The organism is Lampropedia cohaerens, assembly GCF_001005215.1.
Classification (GTDB): domain Bacteria; phylum Pseudomonadota; class Gammaproteobacteria; order Burkholderiales; family Burkholderiaceae_C; genus Lampropedia; species Lampropedia cohaerens.
This window is the reverse complement of record NZ_LBNQ01000041.1, coordinates 159,420-179,226: the sequence shown is the minus strand read 5'-3', so window position 1 is coordinate 179,226 and position 19,807 is coordinate 159,420. Positions and strand designations below refer to the sequence as shown.

General features: G+C 63.6%; 18 protein-coding genes. 4 read left to right on the top strand and 14 right to left on the bottom strand.

What is annotated here, in order from left to right; translation table 11 throughout:
• Positions 1 to 22: 22 nt before the first annotated feature.
• The 5 genes from rpoN to AAV94_RS14205 all read right to left on the bottom strand — a co-directional run bounded on the left by rpoN (position 23) and on the right by AAV94_RS14205 (position 4,773).
• A complete protein-coding gene (gene rpoN, locus AAV94_RS14230) occupies positions 23 to 1,573 on the bottom strand; it encodes an RNA polymerase factor sigma-54 (RefSeq protein ID WP_046742900.1) in 1,551 nt (516 codons plus the stop codon).
• A gap of 8 nt (positions 1,574 to 1,581) precedes the next feature.
• Complete coding sequence (gene lptB, locus AAV94_RS14225; protein ID WP_084824954.1) at positions 1,582 to 2,388, bottom strand: LPS export ABC transporter ATP-binding protein; 807 nt, start codon at positions 2,386 to 2,388, stop codon at positions 1,582 to 1,584.
• Positions 2,388 to 3,005 carry a lipopolysaccharide transport periplasmic protein LptA gene (lptA, locus tag AAV94_RS14220; RefSeq protein ID WP_046742898.1) on the bottom strand — a complete coding sequence of 206 codons (618 nt, stop codon included), beginning with the start codon at positions 3,003 to 3,005 and terminating at the stop codon, positions 2,388 to 2,390. The genes lptB and lptA overlap by 1 nt, the downstream gene beginning before the upstream one ends.
• Positions 3,006 to 3,243: 238 nt before the next feature.
• Positions 3,244 to 4,218, bottom strand: coding sequence for a homoserine kinase (locus tag AAV94_RS14210; RefSeq protein ID WP_046742843.1), 975 nt, complete (start codon positions 4,216 to 4,218; stop codon positions 3,244 to 3,246).
• A 105-nt stretch (positions 4,219 to 4,323) separates the two neighbouring features.
• A complete protein-coding gene (locus AAV94_RS14205; RefSeq protein WP_156454459.1) occupies positions 4,324 to 4,773 on the bottom strand; it encodes a hypothetical protein in 450 nt (149 codons plus the stop codon).
• A gap of 125 nt (positions 4,774 to 4,898) precedes the next feature.
• Between AAV94_RS14205 and polA the strand changes: the two genes are divergently transcribed.
• Entirely contained in the window at positions 4,899 to 7,664 is a 2,766-nt protein-coding gene (gene polA / locus AAV94_RS14200) for a DNA polymerase I (RefSeq protein WP_046742896.1), read from the top strand.
• Positions 7,665 to 7,689: 25 nt separating this feature from the next.
• Here polA and AAV94_RS14195 read toward each other — a convergent pair whose 3' ends face one another.
• Entirely contained in the window at positions 7,690 to 9,009 is a 1,320-nt protein-coding gene (locus tag AAV94_RS14195; RefSeq protein ID WP_197408078.1) for an ArgE/DapE family deacylase, read from the bottom strand.
• Between the two features lie 39 nt (positions 9,010 to 9,048).
• Positions 9,049 to 10,365, bottom strand: coding sequence for an MFS transporter (locus AAV94_RS14190; protein WP_046742841.1), 1,317 nt, complete (start codon positions 10,363 to 10,365; stop codon positions 9,049 to 9,051).
• 200 nt (positions 10,366 to 10,565) lie between these two features.
• Here AAV94_RS14190 and AAV94_RS14185 point away from each other — a divergent pair, with 200 nt between their 5' ends.
• From AAV94_RS14185 to AAV94_RS14175, 3 genes are read left to right on the top strand one after another with little or no spacing between them, the layout of a single operon-like run.
• Complete coding sequence (locus AAV94_RS14185; protein WP_046742840.1) at positions 10,566 to 11,504, top strand: LysR family transcriptional regulator; 939 nt, start codon at positions 10,566 to 10,568, stop codon at positions 11,502 to 11,504.
• A gap of 58 nt (positions 11,505 to 11,562) precedes the next feature.
• Entirely contained in the window at positions 11,563 to 12,240 is a 678-nt protein-coding gene (locus tag AAV94_RS14180; protein ID WP_046742839.1) for an HAD family hydrolase, read from the top strand.
• A gap of 21 nt (positions 12,241 to 12,261) precedes the next feature.
• Positions 12,262 to 12,603: a DMT family protein gene (locus tag AAV94_RS14175; protein WP_046742838.1), complete on the top strand. Its 342-nt coding sequence runs from the start codon at positions 12,262 to 12,264 to the stop codon at positions 12,601 to 12,603.
• On the opposite strand, the gene rnhB is transcribed toward AAV94_RS14175, so the two are convergent.
• From rnhB to bamA, 7 genes are all read right to left on the bottom strand, one after another.
• Positions 12,587 to 13,231, bottom strand: a complete 645-nt coding sequence (gene rnhB / locus AAV94_RS14170; protein ID WP_084824963.1) for a ribonuclease HII — start codon at positions 13,229 to 13,231, stop codon at positions 12,587 to 12,589. The genes AAV94_RS14175 and rnhB overlap by 17 nt on opposite strands.
• Before the next feature lie 44 nt (positions 13,232 to 13,275).
• The gene (gene lpxB / locus AAV94_RS14165) at positions 13,276 to 14,469 is read right to left on the bottom strand and encodes a lipid-A-disaccharide synthase (RefSeq protein ID WP_046742837.1); all 1,194 of its coding nucleotides are present in this window, start codon (positions 14,467 to 14,469) and stop codon (positions 13,276 to 13,278) included.
• A 6-nt stretch (positions 14,470 to 14,475) separates the two neighbouring features.
• Positions 14,476 to 15,279 carry an acyl-ACP--UDP-N-acetylglucosamine O-acyltransferase gene (gene lpxA, locus AAV94_RS14160; RefSeq protein ID WP_046742894.1) on the bottom strand — a complete coding sequence of 268 codons (804 nt, stop codon included), beginning with the start codon at positions 15,277 to 15,279 and terminating at the stop codon, positions 14,476 to 14,478.
• A 72-nt stretch (positions 15,280 to 15,351) separates the two neighbouring features.
• Complete coding sequence (fabZ, locus tag AAV94_RS14155; RefSeq protein WP_046742893.1) at positions 15,352 to 15,801, bottom strand: 3-hydroxyacyl-ACP dehydratase FabZ; 450 nt, start codon at positions 15,799 to 15,801, stop codon at positions 15,352 to 15,354.
• Positions 15,801 to 16,808: a UDP-3-O-(3-hydroxymyristoyl)glucosamine N-acyltransferase gene (gene lpxD, locus AAV94_RS14150; protein ID WP_046742892.1), complete on the bottom strand. Its 1,008-nt coding sequence runs from the start codon at positions 16,806 to 16,808 to the stop codon at positions 15,801 to 15,803. Before lpxD ends, fabZ begins: the two co-directional genes overlap by 1 nt.
• A gap of 174 nt (positions 16,809 to 16,982) precedes the next feature.
• A complete protein-coding gene (locus AAV94_RS14145) occupies positions 16,983 to 17,504 on the bottom strand; it encodes an OmpH family outer membrane protein (protein ID WP_046742836.1) in 522 nt (173 codons plus the stop codon).
• A gap of 11 nt (positions 17,505 to 17,515) precedes the next feature.
• Complete coding sequence (bamA, locus tag AAV94_RS14140) at positions 17,516 to 19,801, bottom strand: outer membrane protein assembly factor BamA (protein ID WP_046742835.1); 2,286 nt, start codon at positions 19,799 to 19,801, stop codon at positions 17,516 to 17,518.
• Positions 19,802 to 19,807: the final 6 nt, after the last annotated feature.

Here is a 19,807-nt window from a genome sequence, read left to right as displayed (position 1 = left end):
ACGGCGCGGGTCTCGGGTACGTTCACAGACTTTTTCTCAGGTTGGCCGGCGCAATGCGCATGGCTTCACGGTATTTCGCCACGGTGCGACGGGCGCACTCAATGCCCTGGGCCTTAAGCAGCTCGGAAATTTTGTTGTCCGACAAGGGTTTGCCCGGATTTTCGGCGGCGATGAGCTGCTTGATCAGCGCCCGCACGGCAGTGCTGGAGGTGTTGGTGCCGGACTCGGTTTCCAGCCCCGAGCCGAAGAAGTACTTGAGCTCAAAGGTGCCGTGCGGTGTGTCCATGTACTTGGCAGTGGTTACGCGCGAGATGGTGGATTCATGCAGCCCCAGCTCGTCGGCGATCTCGCGCAGCACCAGCGGGCGCATGGCCATCTCGCCGCGCACGAAGAAGTCGCGCTGGCGCTCGACGATGGCCTCGGAGACACGCAAGATGGTGTCAAACCGCTGCTGGATGTTCTTGATGAACCAGCGCGCCTCCTGCAGCCGCTGCTGCAGCTCCGGCCCCCCGCCACTGCGGCGCAGTGCATTGGCATACACATCATGCACGCGCAGCTTGGGCATGACATCGGGATTGAGCCGGACGATGAACTCACGATTGCCGGGCGCGCGCCGGGCCGGGCGCACGATCACGTCGGGCACGATGACATTGCGCTCCACATCGGCAAAGCGCCGCCCGGGCTTGGGCTCAAGGCGGGCTATCAGCAGCAGTGCCTCGCGCACGGCATCGGCACTGGCCTGTGTGGCCTGGCAGAGCTGGCGCAGGTCGCGCTTGGCAATCCATTCCAGCGGCTGGGCGCAAATCTGCCGCGCCAGCGCCAGCAGCGCCATGTCCCCGTCATAATCCTCCGAGCGCTCGATGGCACGGATCTGCAGCTGCAGGCACTCGGCCAGATTGCGGGCACCAACGCCTGCCGGCTCCATGGTGTGCAGCAGATTGAGCGCGAGCTGAAAGTGATGCAGCAGATCGTCGACCTCCTCCAGGCTGCGCGCCAGCGGCAGCACCAGATCTTCCAGCGAATCCTCCAGATAGCCATCCTCGTTGAGCGATTCGATCAGAAAGTCCAGTGCGGCGCGGTCCTCGCGGCAGAGAAAGAATTCTCCTGCCTGCTGGTGAAGGAAGTCGGTCAGGGACACGTGCGCGGCATTGATGTCGGCAGCCTGCACGTCCTCATCGCTGCCGCTGCCCGTGCCGCGCGCTGGCGCATCGCCGCCCCACTCGCCGTCACTGTGGCCCATTTCCAGGGAACCGTCACCCTCCCAGTCGCTGGGACCACTCTCGAACTCGGCCACCTCCGCGCCTGTGGCGTCACTGATGCCGGCCAACTCGCCCTCGGCCGCGCTCTCGGCCAGCCGGTCGCCCGCGGAGACTGGCGCATCGGCGGACACCACACCGAACGCCTCCGACTCGGCGGCTTCTTCCTCCACTTCTAAAAACGGGTTCTCGTCGAGCATGTGCTCGACTTCCTGCTGCATCTCCAGCGTGGAGAGCTGCAGCAGCCGGATGGACTGCTGCAGCTGCGGCGTCAGGGCCAGGTTCTGGGAGGTGCGCAGTGCAACGCCAAGCTTGATCGTGGCCATCACATCCTAAAGTGTTCACCCAGGTACACCCGGCGCACATCCGGGTTCTCGACAATCTCCTGCGCCGAGCCCTGCGCCAGCACCGCACCATCACTGATGATGCAGGCGCGATCACAGATACCCAGCGTCTCCCGCACGTTGTGATCGGTAATCAGCACGCCGATGCCGCGCTCCTTCAGAAAGGCAATGCTGCGCTGGATCTCCATCACGGCAATCGGATCCACGCCCGCGAATGGCTCATCCAGCAGGATAAAGCGCGGCTGGGTAGCCAGCGCACGCGCAATCTCCACACGCCTCCGCTCCCCGCCCGACAGCGCCAGCGCTGGCGAGGTGCGGATATGGGTGATGCGCAGCTCGCCAAGCAGCTGCTCCAATCGTGCATCGATCACATCCCGCGACAGTGCCTTGCCATCCGGGCCCACCTGCAGCTCCAAGACCGCACGGATGTTCTGCTCGACATTGAGGCGACGGAAGATGGAGGCCTCCTGCGGCAGATAGGACAGCCCCAGCCGCGAGCGTTTGTGGATGGGAAGATTGGCGATGGAATGCGCGTCGATGGCAATATCGCCGCCGTCGCTGCGCACCAGGCCGACGATCATGTAAAAAGAGGTGGTCTTGCCCGCACCATTGGGCCCGAGCAGGCCGACCACCTCCCCCTGATGCACGTCAAGGGACACATCCTTGACCACCATACGCCCGCCGTAGGACTTCTGCATATGTTTGGCGTGCAGCCGGCCAGGCACGCCGGGCACTGGCGCGGCAGCGGTCGTCACGGCATCCGGTGCGGTGTGGGCCACAACTTCCATCAGGGCTCCTGCAGCGTTGGGCTGGGCGTGAGACTGGCACCACCAGTGGAGGGCGCCGCGCCACCAGCGCCCGTCGAGGAGGTCCCGATCACCGCGCGCACCCGCCCGCTCTTGGCACCAGCGGCGGCTGCCCCATCCACGGTAAAGACGCCGGTGCGGCTGTTGTAGACCACCTCCGCGCCGGTGATCTCGTCGTTGAGCCGACCGGCCAGGTAGCGGCGCAGCACGGCATTGTCAATCAGCCGAACACGGTCGGTAGCGCTGTCGTACTCGATGCGGATGGCCTCTGCCTCTACCGTCTCCACGGGAGCGCCCACAGGGGTGTCACGCTGCTGGCTGAAAAACGCCCGCTGCTGCGCAGAACCCTGTGCCGTGCCGAACTGACTGCCGTCCTCGCGCTGGCGCACGGTCAGTGTGTCGCCACGCAAGACAATGCTGCCCTTGGTCAGGTGCACGCGCCCGGTGAACACCGTCTCCTGCGTGTTCTCGTCATGGCGCATGGCATCGGCCTCGATGTTCATCGGCTGGTCGCGATCGCTCGCCAGCGCCCATGCGGCGCCCGGCAGGCTGCAGGCCAGCGCAACAGCGATGCCCACGGTCAAAAGCTCACGTTTCATGACGGCATGATTCTTGCTGGAGAAAACGGCCATTCTATGCGCGTTTCCTTCTGCGCCCAAGAAGTGTTCGGGTTTGCCGCAGCAAACGCCGGCAAAATGGCCTGTTCCCACGGAGGCCCTCAGAACCTGTTTGCGATCCTTCAATGCCGCATTGCCCTGCCAAGGGATGAGGGATGCGCCATTGGCACGCCAACCGGCGGCCAGGCGGCGCGCCGCCTGACAGAATCGTAAACAGGTTCTAATGCGCCGCATCAAGCAAGGCGCTGACTGCATGGGGCGCCCGCCGCCGATCCTGCAGGATGCGCTCGAAATGGGTGGGGTCATGGGGCACCAGCATGGCAGCCTCGCGTGGAAGATAGAAATCCCACAGGCGCGAAATCCAGAACCGCAGGGCAGCTGCGCGCAACAAGTCGGGAAGCAGCCTGCGCTCCACGGGCAGCATGGGCCGCTTTTGTTGATAGGCCGCCAGCAGGGCGCTGGCGCGCAGCGGCTCTAGCGCACCACTTTGGCGGTCGATGCACCAGTCATTGAGCACCACCCCCAGATCGAACATCCAGGTATCCACTCCGGCAAAGTAAAAATCGAACACGCCACTCAGGCGTGCATGTTCGAACATCACATTGTCGCGAAACAGGTCCGCATGCACCGCGCTGCGTGGCAGTGCACCATAGGCAGTGCTGGCCGCCAGCGCATTCTGGTGCGCCAGCTCATCTTCCAGCATCGCGCGCTGCGCCGTCCCAAGATGGGGCAGCACTTGAGGCGCAGTGGCATTCCACCAGTGCAGCCCCCGCAAATTGGGCTGATGCAGCGTAAAGTCCTGCGCCGCCAGGTGCATGCGCGCCAGCAACTCGCCCACCTGGCTGCAGTGCGCCACGCCAGGCTCCAGTTCGCTCTTGCCTGGCAGCTTGTCGACCACGACCGCAGGTTTGTCCTGCAACGTAAACAGCAGATGGCCCGAGGCATCCGCATAAGGCGCTGGCGCCGGTATGCCACGCTGCGCCAGATGGCGCGTCAGCTGCAGGTAAAACGGCAGCTGCTCGGCGGTCAGCCGCTCAAACAGTGTCAGAACGTATTCGCCGCTGTCGGTGGTGACAAAATAATTGGTGTTTTCAATGCCACCTTGAATCCCCTGCAGGGACAGTACCTTGCCCAACCCCAGCTGGTCAATCAGTGCCTGTGCCTGGGGGACGGAAACTTCGGTATAGACGGCCATGGCGTTGCCAGCGGAAAAGCAAAAGGAAAGGACGGCGCCAAGAAAAAGCCCGGACAAGCCGGGCCGCTGACGCATAGGCGCGATTGTACGGGCGTCAGAACCGCTTCAAAACTCGCCAATCTTCCAGCGGCGCGGCCCGGTGGTGCCGTCGCTGCCGTGCCGATCAGCCTGCATCTGGCGGTTGCGGGTGTTGCGCGGCTGCACCTCATAGGCAGGCAGGCTGCCCGAGGGCTGGACCGTGATGGACTGCGTCTCACCCCGCACGCGCAGCTCCTCGACCCGAGAGCCAGCGTCTTGCTGATAAATGCGAACCGGGCTGCGCGGCGCCTCTGGCTGACCTTCGGGCAGCAGCTCCGCGCCCACGATCTCACCCTGCACGGGCGGCTCGTCGGAGACCACGCGCTCGGAAACCACGCGCGCCTGGCCTGAGGCGCCTTCACCCGACTGCGCATGCGCTGCCGCAGCGCAAAGCGTCAGGGCCGCAAAGCACAGCAGCGCGTAGGGCACGCGCCGCACACCCCTGGTGGACAACAGAGAAAAACGCAGCACAGACATAGCAGCTCCTGGCATGGCGATCCGCAGCGGATCAATGCCTCCAATTGTAAGAGCCTGTGCCGATCCGGTTAAGCCCACATCCTGCCCCATACGCATCGCCTGCACCTGCAGGCACAATGGCGGCCATGAATGCAGACAACACCCTGGTGCTGGTTGACGGCTCCAGTTACCTCTACCGAGCCTATCACGCCATGCCGGACCTGCGTGCGGATCCGGCCGATCCGAGCAGCCCTGCCACGGGCGCATTGCGCGGCATGATCAACATGCTGCAAGCGCTCAGGAAGGAAATCCCCGCAACGCATGCCGCCTGCATCTTCGATGCCAGCGGCAAGACCTTCCGCGACGCGCTGTACGCGCACTACAAGGCCAATCGCGCGCCGATGCCCGATGACCTGCGCGCGCAGATCGCGCCCATTCACGCCGCCGTACAGGCGCTGGGCTGGCCCTTGCTGGTCATCGACGGTGTCGAGGCCGACGATGTGATCGCCACCCTCGCCTGCCAGGCGGCCGCTCAGGGCATGCAGGTCGTCATCTCCAGTGGCGACAAGGACCTGGCGCAGCTCGTCACGCCCAACATCGTGATCTATGACACCATGAGCGGCAAGCGCCGCGACATCGCCGGCGTCACCGCCGAGTTCGGCGTGCCGCCCGAGCAGATGGTGGACTTCCAGACCCTGGTGGGCGACAGCATCGACAATATTCCCGGGGTGGCCAAGGTCGGCCCCAAGACGGCGGCCAAGTGGCTCACCGAGTACGGCAGCCTCGACGCCCTGCTGGCCAATGCCGATGCCATCAAGGGCGTGGCCGGCCAGAACTTGCGCGAAGCCCGCGACTGGCTGCCCACCGCGCGCCAGCTCGTGACCATTAAGCGCGACGTGCCGGATCTGCCCGCGCCAGAGGCATTGACCATGCGCGCGCCCGACATCGATGCGCTGGCACAGCTATACCAGGAATACGGATTCAAGACATTGCTGCGCAACCTGGGCGCCTCCGTGCCACAGGGCGACAGCGCGCCCACGCAGCAGTCGGGCTTCGACTTCGCGGCAGCCGAGGCCGAGCAGGCTGCGCAGGCAGCTGGCTACAAAGGCGCGCTCAACTACCAGACCATTCAGGACTGGCCGGCGTTCGACTCGGCGTTCAAGCGCTGGATGGCGGCCGAGCTGGTGGCGATCGACACCGAAACCACCTCGCTGGACCAGATGCGCGCGGAAATCGTCGGCATCAGCGTCAGCACGGCGCCTGGCGAAGCCGCCTACATCCCACTGGCGCACGACGGCCCGGATGCCGGCCCGCAGCTGCCACGCGACGAAGTGCTGGCCCGGCTCAAGTCCTGGTTGGAGGATGCAAGCCACGCCAAGCTGGGCCAACACATCAAGTATGACCGCCACGTCTTTGCCAACCACGGCATCCAGGTGCGTGGCTACGTGCACGACACCATGCTGCAAAGCTATGTGCTGGAGGCGCACAAGCCACACAGCCTGGAAAGCCTCGCCGAGCGCCATCTGGGCCGCCAGGGCGTGAGCTACGAAGCACTGTGTGGCAAGGGCGCATCCCAGATTCCGTTCAGCCAGGTCGCCATCGACAAGGCTGCACACTATGCCTGCGAGGATGCCGATCTGACCTTCGACGTGCACCACGCGCTGTGGCCGCAGATTCAGCAGGACGAGGGCCTGCAGCACATCTATGCGCTTGAGATCGCCACCAGCGAAGTGCTGTTTCGCATGGAACGCGAAGGCGTGTGCGTCGATGCTGCGCTGCTGGCCGCGCAAAGTCAGGAGCTCGGTCAGCGCATCGTCGAGGTGGAGCAACAGGCCTACGCGCTGGCAGGCCAGCCCTTCAACCTGGGCAGCCCCAAGCAGCTGGCCGAAATCTTTTTCGACAAGCTGGGCATGCCGGTGGTCAAGAAAACCGCCACCGGCGCGCGCAGCACCAATGAGGAAGTGCTTGAAAAGCTCGCCGAGGACTACCCGCTGCCAGCGCGCATCCTCGAGCACCGCAGCCTGGCCAAGCTCAAGAGCACGTACACCGACAAGCTCGGCCAGCTGGCCAACCCGCGCACCGGGCGTGTGCATACCCACTACGCGCAGGCCGTGGCCGTGACCGGGCGCCTGTCCAGCACCGAGCCCAACCTGCAGAACATTCCCGTGCGCACGCCCGAAGGCCGCCGCATCCGTGAAGCCTTCATCGCCCCGCCCGGCGCCAAGATCGCCAGTGCCGACTACAGCCAGATCGAGCTGCGCATCATGGCCCACCTGAGCGGCGACGAGGCCCTTCTGACCGCCTTTGCCGAAGGCAAGGACATCCACCGCGCCACCGCAGCAGAAGTATTTGGCGTGCCGCTGGAAGCCGTCAGCAGCGAACAGCGCCGCTACGCCAAGGTCATCAACTTCGGCCTGATCTACGGCATGGGCGCGTTCGGGCTGGCGCGCAACCTGGGCATCGACAACAACGCCGCGCGCAACTACATCGAACGCTATTTCGAGCGCTACCCCGGCGTGCGCCGCTACATGGAAGAAACCAAGGCCCAGGCCAAGGCGCAGGGCTATGTGCAGACGGTGTTCGGCCGGCGCCTGTACCTGCCCGAGATCAACTCCCCCAACGGACCGCGCCGCGCCGGCGCCGAGCGCGCCGCCATCAATGCGCCGATGCAGGGCACTGCGGCCGACCTCATCAAGAAAGCCATGGTCGCAGTGCAGCAGTGCATCGATGCCGAGAATCCGCGCGTGAAAATGATCATGCAGGTACACGACGAACTGGTGTTCGAGCTGCCCGAATCAGAAGTGGATTGGCTGCGCAGCCGCATCCCGCCCGCCATGGCGGGAGTCGCCCAGCTCAAGGTGCCGCTGGTGGCCGAACTGGGCGTGGGCGACAACTGGGAACAGGCACATTGAAGCCTGTCATTGATTGCTGCCAGCTTCAGCAGGGCGGCACGTACGGTTCGACACCACACCACTGCACCATGTACTGCACCATGGTTGCCGTCACGGTCAGCAGGCTGGCGATGGAGACGCTTTCATCGATGCCGTGAATGTCCCGCGCCACCGGTCCATAGCAGGTTACCGGCATGTCGGTCATCAGGCGAAAGTAACGCCCATCGGTCACTGCCGGGTGGGCGATCTGCGCAGGCGCACGGCCCGTAATGGCCGCATGCGCGGCGGCGAGCGTGCGCATTGCTGGGGTTTCCAGATCGTAGATGCAGCCGGGTGACTTGAAGCCCTCGTAGGTCACATCCAGACGCAGGTCGCCGCCCAGGCCTGCCAGCGTCGCGCGCATGGTGTCTTCCACTTCACGGATAACCGCATCCACGTCATCCGTCGGATACAGGCCGATGCGCAGCCCCAGGCGTGCCTGACATGGCACGGAGGAGTTCCACTCACCGGCATGCACCTGCCCCAGATTGAAGTTAATGGGATGGGTGTTGTCGCGAAAGTGCGTCGGCCTGTTCTCGGGCAGGTTCCAGCGCGCCTCCAGCGCCTTGAGGTCAGCCATCACGGCCTGCGCCGCCTCGATGGGATTCCTGCCCGTGGTCATATAGCCCGCGTGCGCGGGCCTGCCGGTGATGTCGGCGTACATCCAGAAGACACCCAGCTCCGCTGTCAGCATCGACTCATCCACCGGCTCGGGAATGATGACGGCATCAAACGCCGTCAACTGTGCCTTGCCGATCGCGCGCTTGAGCGCGGAGACCGTCGCCAGCGTGCCATTGTCGGTGCATTCTTCTTCCAGCACGCCATTGAAGCCGACGACCCCGGCCGGTTGCAGTCCCATACCACGCAAAGCCTGAAATGCCGCAAGCGCGCACACCAGGCCACCTTTCATGTCACCGGCGCCGCGTCCGTACAGCCAGCCGTCGCGCACATGCGCTTCGAACGGCGGCCGCTGCCACAACTGCTGCGGGCCGGTGGGCACCACATCCAGATGGCCATTGAACAGTACCGAGCGACCAATGGGCCGGGCGGGCACATGGCGCGCCAGCACGTTGTAGCGGCCGCCGTCGGGGCAGCATGGCGTTGAAAACAGCGGGTAGTGTCGCAGCGCATCCGAGTCCAGAACAATGCGCTGCGACTGCAGTCCCAGTTGCGCCAGCGCGGATTCGAAGAACTCCGCGGCTGGCCCTTCCTGGCCGGATAGGCTGGGACAGGCCACGAAATCTGCAAGTGTGCGCAGCAAGTAGGGCTCGACCGCTTGTACGGCAGCCTTGATGGCAGGCGTATCGGGTACGGAAATGTCAGGCATGGAAACAGTCCATCGAGGTGGAATATCGGAACTCGGCCACTAGCGGCGCGTGCGCGCCAGATGGTTCAGCATCAGCACGCCCACTACACTCAAGGCTGCCAGGGATGCGTAGAACAGCGCCATCGGCCACCATTGCCCCACGAACTGGGCGGCGAGAATGGTGCCCAGAAACGGTGTGGCGCCGCCGAACACGGCACCAGCTACCTGATAGGCCAGCGAAATGCCCGAGTAGCGATAGTCGGCCGGAAATGCTTCGCTCATGTAGCCGGCAATGACCGCATAGAAGCCGCCGGCAAAGAGGGCATTCATCGACAGCCCGGTGGCAATCAGCGCAGCCTCGCCCGTGCCCACCAGCGTGAACATGATGAACGGCGCCGCCATGGCGCCGATGCCGATCAGCACCAGAAAGCGCATCGTGCCCACTGCCTGGGCAATCAGCGCCGCAACCGGATTCCACAGCAACTGCACGATGGCCGTCACGAACAGTCCATCCAGGATCTGCACGCGCGACAGTGACAGGTACTGCGTCGCATAGGCGATCATGAACGTGTTGGTGAAGTAGAAGCTGGCAACGGTGATCGCATTGGCCAGGATGGCGGCCACCAGCGGCAGCTTGGCGTGACGAAACAGCTGCGCGATCGGCGCACTGTGCTCGCGGCGTTGCGCCTGGCGCTGCTGCATTTCCTGAAACTCGGGCGACTCCGAAACGCCCACACGGATGCAGTAACCGATCACCAGCAACACGGCGCTGGCCAGGAACGGGATACGCCAGCCCCAGTCGAGGAATGCGGTCTCCTCCATGCCTGAGACGTAGCGAAACGCCAGCACGGCCATGATTGCGCCAGCAGGGCTGCCCATCTGGGCAAAGGACGAGAAGAACGTGCGCCAGCCCTTTGGCGCGTGCTCGCCCGCAATCAGCACTGCTCCGCCCCATTCTCCACCTACGGCGATGCCTTGCACGATGCGCAGCAGCACCAGCGCGATCGGTGCGAAATACCCCCACTCGTTGTAGCCAGGCAGCAGCCCGATCAGCAGCGTGCAGATGCCCATCATCAGCAAGGTGATGACCAGCGATTTCTTGCGCCCGAGTTTGTCACCCAGATGGCCGAAGATGATTCCGCCCAGCGGCCGGGCAAAAAAGCCAATGGCAAATGTCGCAAATGACGCCAGCGTGCCGATGAAATCCGACGTGTTCGGGAAAAACACGTGGCCGAAAACCAGTGCCGAAGCGGTCGCGTAAATGAAGAAGTCGTACCACTCGATGGCGGTCCCGACAAAAGCCCCGAAGGCAGCACGGCCCGATTGGCGCTGCGGCGCAGCCGTTGCGTGCGCATTGTCCCGAATTGCGTCAGTCATTGTTTGGAATCATTCTTGGGAAAAAATCCTGCCACCCGAAAGCGTTCGCCATTGAAGAGCTGATGCATCTACACCAGCGGCTTCTTTCGCGCCCTATTCCTGTCAGCAGAGAGAAAGGACCGCATCACATCATTCACGCCATTAACAGTAAAATTTATAATTGCTATCTTTTACATTTTTCATTTTTATGTGAGGATCGCTTGAGTCAACATCAAATCCTTGCGGACAGGCTGGACTGGAACCTGCTTCGCGCCTTCATCGCCATCGTCGAAGAGCGCAGCATCACGCGCGCAGCGGACCGTCTGCACCTGACACAACCGGCTGTCAGTCTGGCGCTCAAACGCCTGGAGCAATGCCTGCAGCGGCGCCTGGTGATACGCGGCGCTGGTGCCTTCGAGGTCACTGCCGCCGGGGAGGCGGTGTACCGCGAAGCCATCAAGATATCGGCCGGGCTGGCGTTGCTCAACGCTTCCCTGGAGGAGGCTGAGGAAGACCTTTCTGGCCACGTCCATCTGATGCTCGTCAGCCGTGTGCCTTCGCCGGACCTGGACGACATCCTGGCGCAGTTCCACGCTCGCCATCCCCGTGTCAGTTTCGAGCTGGAGGTCTCCACCAGCGCCGAAATCCACCATGCACTGCTGCACCGCCGCGCCGGCATTGGCATCTGCCTGATGTCGGCACCGGTGCTGGGATTGCAGCGGCGCGTGTTCAGCCGCCAGTCCTATGCCTTCTACTGCGGCCGCAGTCACCCGCTGTTTGGCCAGAACAACCTGCCGGTGGATGCGTTGCGCGATGAACCCATCATCTCCTTTACCAGCGAACAGCTCAACGACTCCCTGGCGCCAATCGCCCAATTTCGGCGCACGCACGCGCTGCGCGGCAAGACCATCGGCATCAGCGGAACCCTGGATGAGGTCATCCGCATGGTGCGCTGCGGTCTGGGCATTGCCTGTCTTCCCGAACATGCCGCCAGCATGGAGGTGCAGGCCGGACAGCTGTTCCAGTTGCCGCCCTACGAGGGCGTGGCGCAGATGGAAAGCTATTTGTGCTGGCCCGAGCAAGGCACCCTGAGCGCATCCGAGGAAGCATTTCTGACACACGCGCGGGCGCATTTGCGCCGCCAGCAAGCGCGCGCGTGACGGCGCGTCGGCATGTAGACTGCCGGGCGCCATGATCCACTTTTTGCAAGACCACCATATGCCCCCTACTCCCGCATCCATCCGGGCCGTACTGTTCGACTGCGACGGAGTGCTCGTTAACAGCGAAGGCATCACCAACCAGGTGCTGTGCCAGCTCTTCAATGATGCCGGCTGGCCGCTGAGCTATGACGAGTGCTTTGCCATCTTCCACGGCAAGGCTGTGCGTGACGAGCGCGCACGCATCGAGCAGGCTACCGGCCAGCCGCTCACGGAAGACTGGATGGCCCGCTTCTACGCGCTGCGCAACCAGCGACTTGGCGCCGAACTGCAGGCCATTGCCGGTGCGGTGGAGGCGGTCCGGGAGCTGCATCAGCGTTTCGAAGGCCGCATTGCCTGCGCCTCGGGCGGCGACCGCCTCAAGCTTGACCTGCAGTTACAGAAAGTCGGCCTGTACCCTCTGTTCGAGGGCCGCATCTTCAGCGGTCAGGAACTGCCACGCAACAAGCCACACCCAGATGTCTATCTCGCGGCAGCACGCGCGCTCGGCATCTTCCCGGAGCAATGCGTGGTGGTGGAAGATTCCGTACCCGGCGCCACGGCCGGTCTGGCCGCAGGCGCCACCGTGATCGGCTATGACCCCCACGGTCTTTACGAAGCGCCCATGCGGGCTGCCGGTGTGCGCCATTTCATCACCGACATGGCCACGCTACCCGCTGCCGTCGCTGCACTGGCGTAAGCCCACTGGCACCCTTTCTCTATGCAAAAGCTGCTGCCGATTGCCTTGCTTGTGGCGTCGAACGTTTTCATGACGATGGCTTGGTATGGCCACCTGAAATTCCCCCATGCGCCCATCGTCAAGGTCATTGTGATCAGCTGGGCGATTGCTTTGGTCGAGTATTGCCTGGCTGTGCCGGCCAATCGGATCGGACACGGGGTCTATTCCGCCGCAGAACTCAAGACCATTCAGGAAGTCATCACGCTGACAGTATTTGCCGCATTCTCGGTTTTCTACCTAAAGGAGGCTCTGACGCTCAACCACCTTCTGGGTTTTGGCTGCATTGCTCTAGGCGCCTTCTTCATCTTCAAAGGGCCGTTTTAAGCAGCATGGCCTGCGCGACAGGCGCAAAGCTGCGCCGATGCAGGTTGCAGGCGCCGTGCTCGCGCAATGCCTGCAGGTGCACAGCCGTGCCGTAGCCCTTGTGCCTGGCAAAGCCATACTGGGGATACTGGCCATCGACCTGCTCGCACCAGCTATCGCGGTGCACCTTGGCGAGAATCGAGGCGGCGGAAATGGCTGCCACCTTGGCATCGCCGCCAACGATGGCAATGGCGGGCATGGACAGGGCAGGCGTGCGGTTGCCATCGACACAGACGAGCTTGGGCGCAATGCGCAGACCCGCCACGGCGCGCTGCATGGCCAGCATTGTGGCCTGCAGGATGTTGAGGCGATCGATCTCCTCGACACTGGCCTCGGCGATACAAAAAGTCAAGGCATGCGCCTTGATCGCATCGGCGAGCTGGGCGCGCCGCCGCGCCGTCAGCTTCTTCGAGTCATCCAGCCCAGGGATGGGGTACAGGTCATCAAGGATGACTGCTGCAGCCACTACCGGACCGGCCAAGGGACCACGCCCGGCTTCGTCGACACCGGCGTGCAGCGGCGGCAGCGTAGCGTCCAGCGCGAGCTCGGTCTGCCGCGCAGATTGCAGACATTGGATCCTTGCTTGCATCATCGCTGCAGTGGTTGAACAGTCGGCTTCGGCGGCGCTGCGACTCATCGGCCAAGCACCTGCCCAATCGCCTGCGCTGCCGCCTGCGCAGTATCCGCACGCAGGCTGCGATGCAGGTCACCAAAGCGGCAGCGCAGTGTTTGCCAGCGCGCATCACGCTCGGTCGCGGCATGGAGCCACCTGTCCACCTCAGCGGCCAACGCTTCGGGCGTGGCGGCATCCTGCAGCAGCTCGGGCACGATCTGCTCGCGCAGCAGGATGTTGGGCAACCCCACCCACGGCTGTAACTGCTTGCGGCGCATCAGCCATGCGCTGAGTGGGTGCATGGCGTAGCTGATGACCATCGGTTTCTTGAACAGCGCCGCCTCCAGCGTCGCCGTGCCGCTGGCAATCAGCGTCACATCACACGCAGCCAGGGCCTGGTGCGACTGGCCTGCGAGTATGCGGACCGGGGGCTGCAATGGCTGCACCTGGATCAACCGGGCGATGCGCTCCGCCTGGGCTGCAACCGCAGGCAGCACAAGCTGAAGATTCGGCCATTGCCTGCGCAACTGCGCGGCCGCGGCCAGAAAACGCGGCAGCAGGTAGTCGATTTCTTTGCTGCGACTGCCCGGCAGCAGGGCCAGCACCGGCGCATCGTGGGCCAGGCCCAGCGCCGTGCGGGCCTGCCCCATGCTCACATCGTCCGCAATGGCATTGGCCAGCGGATGCCCAACGAAGGTTGCCGCAATTCCGTGCTCGGCCAGCAGCGCCGGCTCGAAAGGGAATAGGCACAGCACATGGTCTGCCGCGGCACGAATGGCATGGACACGTTCGGGCCGCCATGCCCAGATGGACGGGCAGACGAAATGCACCGTGGGAATGCCGCCGGCGCGCAGACGCCGTTCCAGCCCCAGGTTGAAGTCCGGCGCATCGACGCCGATAAAAACATCGGGGCGCTGCGCCAGCAAGCGCGTTCCCAGCTGCCGCCGGATGCGCAGCAAGCCGGCCACGCGCTTGAATACCTCCAGGCTATAGCCATGCACCGCGAGCCGCTCGCTGGGCCACCATGCCTCGAAGCCCTCGGCCTGCATCTGCGGCCCACCAATGCCAACGCCGTGAAGTTGGGACCAGTGCGCGCGCGCACCCTGCAGCAGCAGGGCCGCCAGCAAGTCGCCTGAGGCTTCACCGGCCACCATGGCCACGCGCAGCTGCGCGTGCAGTGCATCCGGCCCAACGCCTGCCGCCACTTCAGCCATGGTCGTTCAGCGCGCAATGCCGCGCTCGGCCTTCTGGAGAAAGGCCAACACCGTCAGTACCTCTTCCCAGCCATCGCCTTGCACCAGACGGCTGTGCATGTCCTGCAGCTGCTCGCAGGCTTCCTGCAGCGTCAGGCCTTCACGGAACACGGTGCGGTAGACACTGCGCAGCGTGGCAATCTGGTTGGCATTGAAGTTGCGTCGGCGCAGACCTTCGACATTGAGACCGCGTACCGCAAACGGATTGCCGCCAGCCAGTACGTAGGGCACCACGTCCTGCGCCACGTGACTGGTAAAGCCGATCATGGCATGGGCGCCAATGCGCGTGAACTGGTGCACACCGCTGAGTCCACCGATTACCGCCCAGTCACCCACGTCCACATGGCCAGCCAGCGAGACACTGTTGGCGATGATCGTGTGGTTGCCGACGCTGCAGTCATGCGCGATGTGCACGTACGCCATGATCCAGTTGTCGTCGCCCACCCGCGTGACCCCGCCACCCTGCACCGTGCCAGTATTGATGGTCGTGAACTCGCGAATGGTGTTGCCGTCGCCAATGTGCAGCTCGGTCGGCTCGCCAGCGTATTTCTTGTCCTGTGGAGGCCCGCCAATGCTGGCGTGGGGATGCAGCACATTCTCGCGACCGATCGTGGTGCGCCCATCAATGATGCAATGGGCACCCACGCGCGTGCCAGCGCCAATGCGCACATGCTCGCCGATGACGGCATACGGCCCGACTTCGACCGACGGATGCAGCTGGGCACCAGGGTGCACGAGGGCGCTGGGATGGATGTTCTCAGGGGCTGTCATGGGCAGCATGCCGTCAGAGGAAGTGGTGGTGTCGGCCAACATGGCAGAAAGGAAAAGCGTGCCACGTAACCCTTAGCAATTGCGTTCAACCGGGCGCATCGTGCACATCAGATCGGCCTCTGCGACGACCTGCCCGTCCACCTTGGCCACGCCCTTGTACTTATAGATGCCACCACGCACACGGTCAATGCTGGCCTCCAGGATCAACTGGTCACCCGGCACGACAGGCCGTTTGAAACGCGCGTTGTCGATGCCGACAAAGTAGAACACCTTGTCCTCACCCGGTGCCTCGCCATAGGTCTCGAACGAGAGCAACCCGGCCGCCTGCGCCAGCGCCTCCAGCACCAGCACGCCGGGCATGACCGGATTCTTGGGGAAGTGGCCGTTGAAGAAGGGCTCGTTGACAGTGACGTTCTTGTAAGCCGTGATGCGCTCGCCCAGCTGCATGTCGGTGACGCGGTCAACCAACAGGAACGGATAGCGATGGGGCAGCAGCTCGAAGATTTTGTGGATGTTCATGATCATAACGATTGCTCGGGCGGCTGCTGCGGTCGCGCGCGCGCCAGTTCTTTCTCCAGGTTGCGTATACGGTCGCGCATCTTGCGCAGTTGGCGCAGCAGGGCGGCATTCTGCTCCCATTTGCTGTGCGGCTCGAACGGATAGACTCCGGTGTAGCGTCCCGGCTCGGTCAGCGAACTCGAAATCACCGTGGCACCAGACACGTGTGTATTGTCGGCCAGTTCGATGTGGCCGACGACGCCAACGCCCCCTGCCAGGGTGCAATTGGCGCCGATCTTGGTGCTGCCGGAAATACCCACGCAGGCGGCCATGGCGGTGTTCTCGCCAACCTGCACGTTGTGCGCAATCTGGATCAGGTTGTCGAGCTTGACACCGTTGGCAATGACCGTGTCGCCCAGGGCCCCCCGATCAATGCAGGTATTGGCGCCAACCTCCACGTCGTCGCCGATGCGCACGTGGCCCAGTTGCTCGATCTTGACCCACTGCTGACCCTGCTTGGCAAAGCCAAAGCCATCGCTGCCGATCACTGCGCCGGAATGGATGATGCAGCGCGCACCGATCACCGTGCCGCGTTCGATGGTCACGCGCGAGTCGATGCGCGTCTCGGCACCGATCTGCACGTCCGCCTCAATCACACTCAGCGCCCCGACGGTGGCACTCGGATGCACCCTGGCAGTGGGATGCACCACGGCGCTGGGATGAATGCCGGCGGGCACCTGCTGGCCGTGACGGCGCACCCACCACTGCGTCAGCCGCGCGAAGTAGAGATAGGGATCAGCCGTGACGATGCAGGCGCCACGCGCGAGCGCCTGCTCCAGCTGCGCCGGCGCAACGATGACGCAGGCGGCCTGGCAGCCTTGCAACTGCGGCAGCAGACGGGGGTTTGCCAGAAACGTGATGTCCGAGGCGCCGGCCGTCTCTAGCGGAGCGATGGCCGTAATGGCGCAAGCGCCATCACCATGCAGCTCTCCTCCCAGGTCTGCAACTATTTCAGCAAGTGTGACTTGCACCATTCAAATCCTCCTGGCCGGACGAACCCGCGCCCCACCTCGCCGGGCGGCGGCCGCATTGCGCTGCAACGCTTCCATGGACCAGTACAAACAACAATGCCCAGTTCGCCACGGCAACCGGGCAGCTGGGCACGAAGCGGGCCGCCATCCCGTCACGGACGGCGCCACGCACCATCAGCGCGAGCTGGCGTTCAGCGCCTGAATCACGCGGTCGGTAATGTCGTGCTTGGGATTGACCCAGACGGCCTCCTGCAGGATGACGTCGTAGTTCTCGCTTTCGGCAACCTGCTGCACGACCGCATTGGCACGCTCAAGTACTGCAGCCAGCTCCTCGGTCTTGCGCGAGGCCAGATCTTCCTGGAACTCGCGGCGCTTGCGCTGGAACTCGCGATCCTGCTCCATCAGCTGACGCTGACGCTGGGTACGCTGGCTTTCCGACAGCGTGGCAACTTCGCGCTCGAAGCGCTCGGACGCCGACTGCAGACTGTTGCCCAGCTCGATGATTTCCTTCTCCCGACGCGAGAACTCCTGTTCCAGACGCTGTTGCGCGCTGCGTGCCATGTTCGCGTCACGCAGGATGCGGTCGGTATTGACAAAGCCCGCCTTGAAGCTTTGCGCCAGCGCTGGTGCCGGTGCCCAGGCCAACGCAGCGGCCAATGCGATGGCGGAAGTGATTTTGTAAGTGAGGGCTTTCATACTTTCAGTCGTTAAAACGATGTTCCGATCTGGAACTGGATTTCTTCGATTCTATCGCCGGCCTTTTTCTTGAACGGATGCGCATAGGCGATTCGCAATGGTCCCACCGGGGATATCCAGCTCAGGCCCAAGCCCGTGGAAGCGCGGAATTCCGAGAAACGGACCTTCTCCCCATCCCCGAACACGTTGCCCGCATCGACAAAGGCAAACACGCGCAGCGTGCGGTCATTGCCCGCACCCGGGAACGGTGTGATGAACTCAACGTTCAAGTTCACTTTCCGTGCACCGCCCAGCGATGGGCCGGTGAAATCACGCGGCCCCAGGGTGCCTTGCTCGAAGCCGCGCACCGATCCCAGACCGCCCGAATAGAAGTTCTTGAACACCGGGAAGGGGTTGCCGCCAAGCCCCTTGCCCCAGCCCAGTTCCCCGTTGAAGGCCAGCGTGTATTTCGACGTGATCGGCAGGTACTGCTGGTACTGGTAGCTGGCCTTGAGGTACTTGGCATCGCCAGCGAAGGACCAGTCGCTGTTGAAGCGCTGGTAGCGCCCCTCGTTCGGCGCCAGGGCGCTGTCGCGGCTGTCGCGCGACCACCCGATGGTGAAGGGATAGGAGTAACCAAACAGGTCTTCCTGGTAGACATAGGCCGCCGGAATGGCCGTACCCGGCTTGAGTCGGTTGCGCTCCACCCCCAGCCCGAAGTACACGGTATCGGTCTCGCTGAACGGCACGCCAAAGCGCAGCGCACCGCCATAGGTCTCCAGCGAGTAGTTGCCGCCCATGTGGTCATAGGGCTTGTCGGTGCGGAAATACGCATCAATGGTGCGTGACACGCCCGACTGGGTGAAATACGGATCGGTGGTCGACAGCACCAGCGTACGGTTGTACTTGCTGGTGTTGAGGTCGATGCCCACATAGTGGCCCGTACCCATGAAGTTGTCCTGGCGCAGCCCGAACGAGAACGAAAGCTTTTCCGCACTGGAGTAGCCAGCGCCCAGCTGTAGGGAACCGGTAGGCTTCTCCGCGACGGTGATCAGCAGGTCAACCTGATCGGGCGCACCAGGCACGTCCTGGGTCTCGATATTGACTTCGGTGAAATAGCCCAAACGGTCGACACGGTCGCGCGAGAGGCGGATGCGCTCACCGTCATACCAGGCCGCCTCGAACTGGCGGAACTCGCGGCGGATCACCTCATCGCGGGTGCGGGTGTTGCCGGCGATGTTGATGCGACGCACGTAGACGCGGCGCTGCGGTTCGGCACGCAGCACCACCTCCACGGTGTTGTTGTCGCGGTTGATCTGCGGCACCGCATCCACGCGCGCAAAGGCATAACCATAGTTGCCGAAATGCTCCGCAAACGCCTGCGTGGTGTTGGTGACCTGTTCCTCGTTGTAGGGCTCGCCCGGCTTGATCTGCACCAGCGCCTTGAACTCGTCGTCACGGCCGAGGTAATCCCCCTCCAGCCGGACTGCGGAGACGGCAAAGCGATCACCCTCATGCACGTTGACAGTGATCGAGATGCTCTGGCGATCCGGGGAGATCGCCACCTGCGTGGACTCGATGCGGAAGTCGATGTAGCCGCGCTGCAGGTAATACGAACGCACGTTCTCAAGATCGGCATTGAGGCGCGCACGCGAATAACGGTTGGATTTGGTGTACCAGCTCAGCCAGCCACCCGTGTCCTGGTCCATCAGACCGCGCAGCGTGGACTCACTGAACGCTTTGTTGCCGGTGAACCGGATGTCGGCAATCTTGGCCACATCGCCTTCGGTCACGGTGAACACCAGATTGACGCGGTTGCGATCAACCGGCGTAACCGTGCTGACGACCTGTGCGCCATAGTAGCTGCGTGAGAGGTACTGGCGCACCAGCTCCTGCTCGGCGCGGTCAGCCAGCGCACGATCGAATGGCCGGCCCTCCGCCAGCCCGACATCGCGCATGGCGTTGATCAGCGCTTCACGGTCGAACTCGCGCGTACCAACGAACTCGACGCTGCCGATAACGGGGCGCTCCTGTACGACCACCACCAGCACGTTGCTGTCGGCCTCGATGCGCACATCGTTGAACAAGCCCAGCGCAAATAGCGCCCGGATCGACTCCGAAGCCTTGTCATCGGTATAGAGATCGCCCACCCGGATGGGCAGCGAGGCAAACACGGTCCCGGCTTCGACCCGCTGCAGGCCTTCGACGCGAATGTCTCGCACCGTAAAGGGCTCGATGGCCCACAACGCCAGGCTGGTGGCACAGGACGCCGCGGCCACGACGGCACGCACGCAAAATCGTTTCAAGGAATGATTCATGGATTC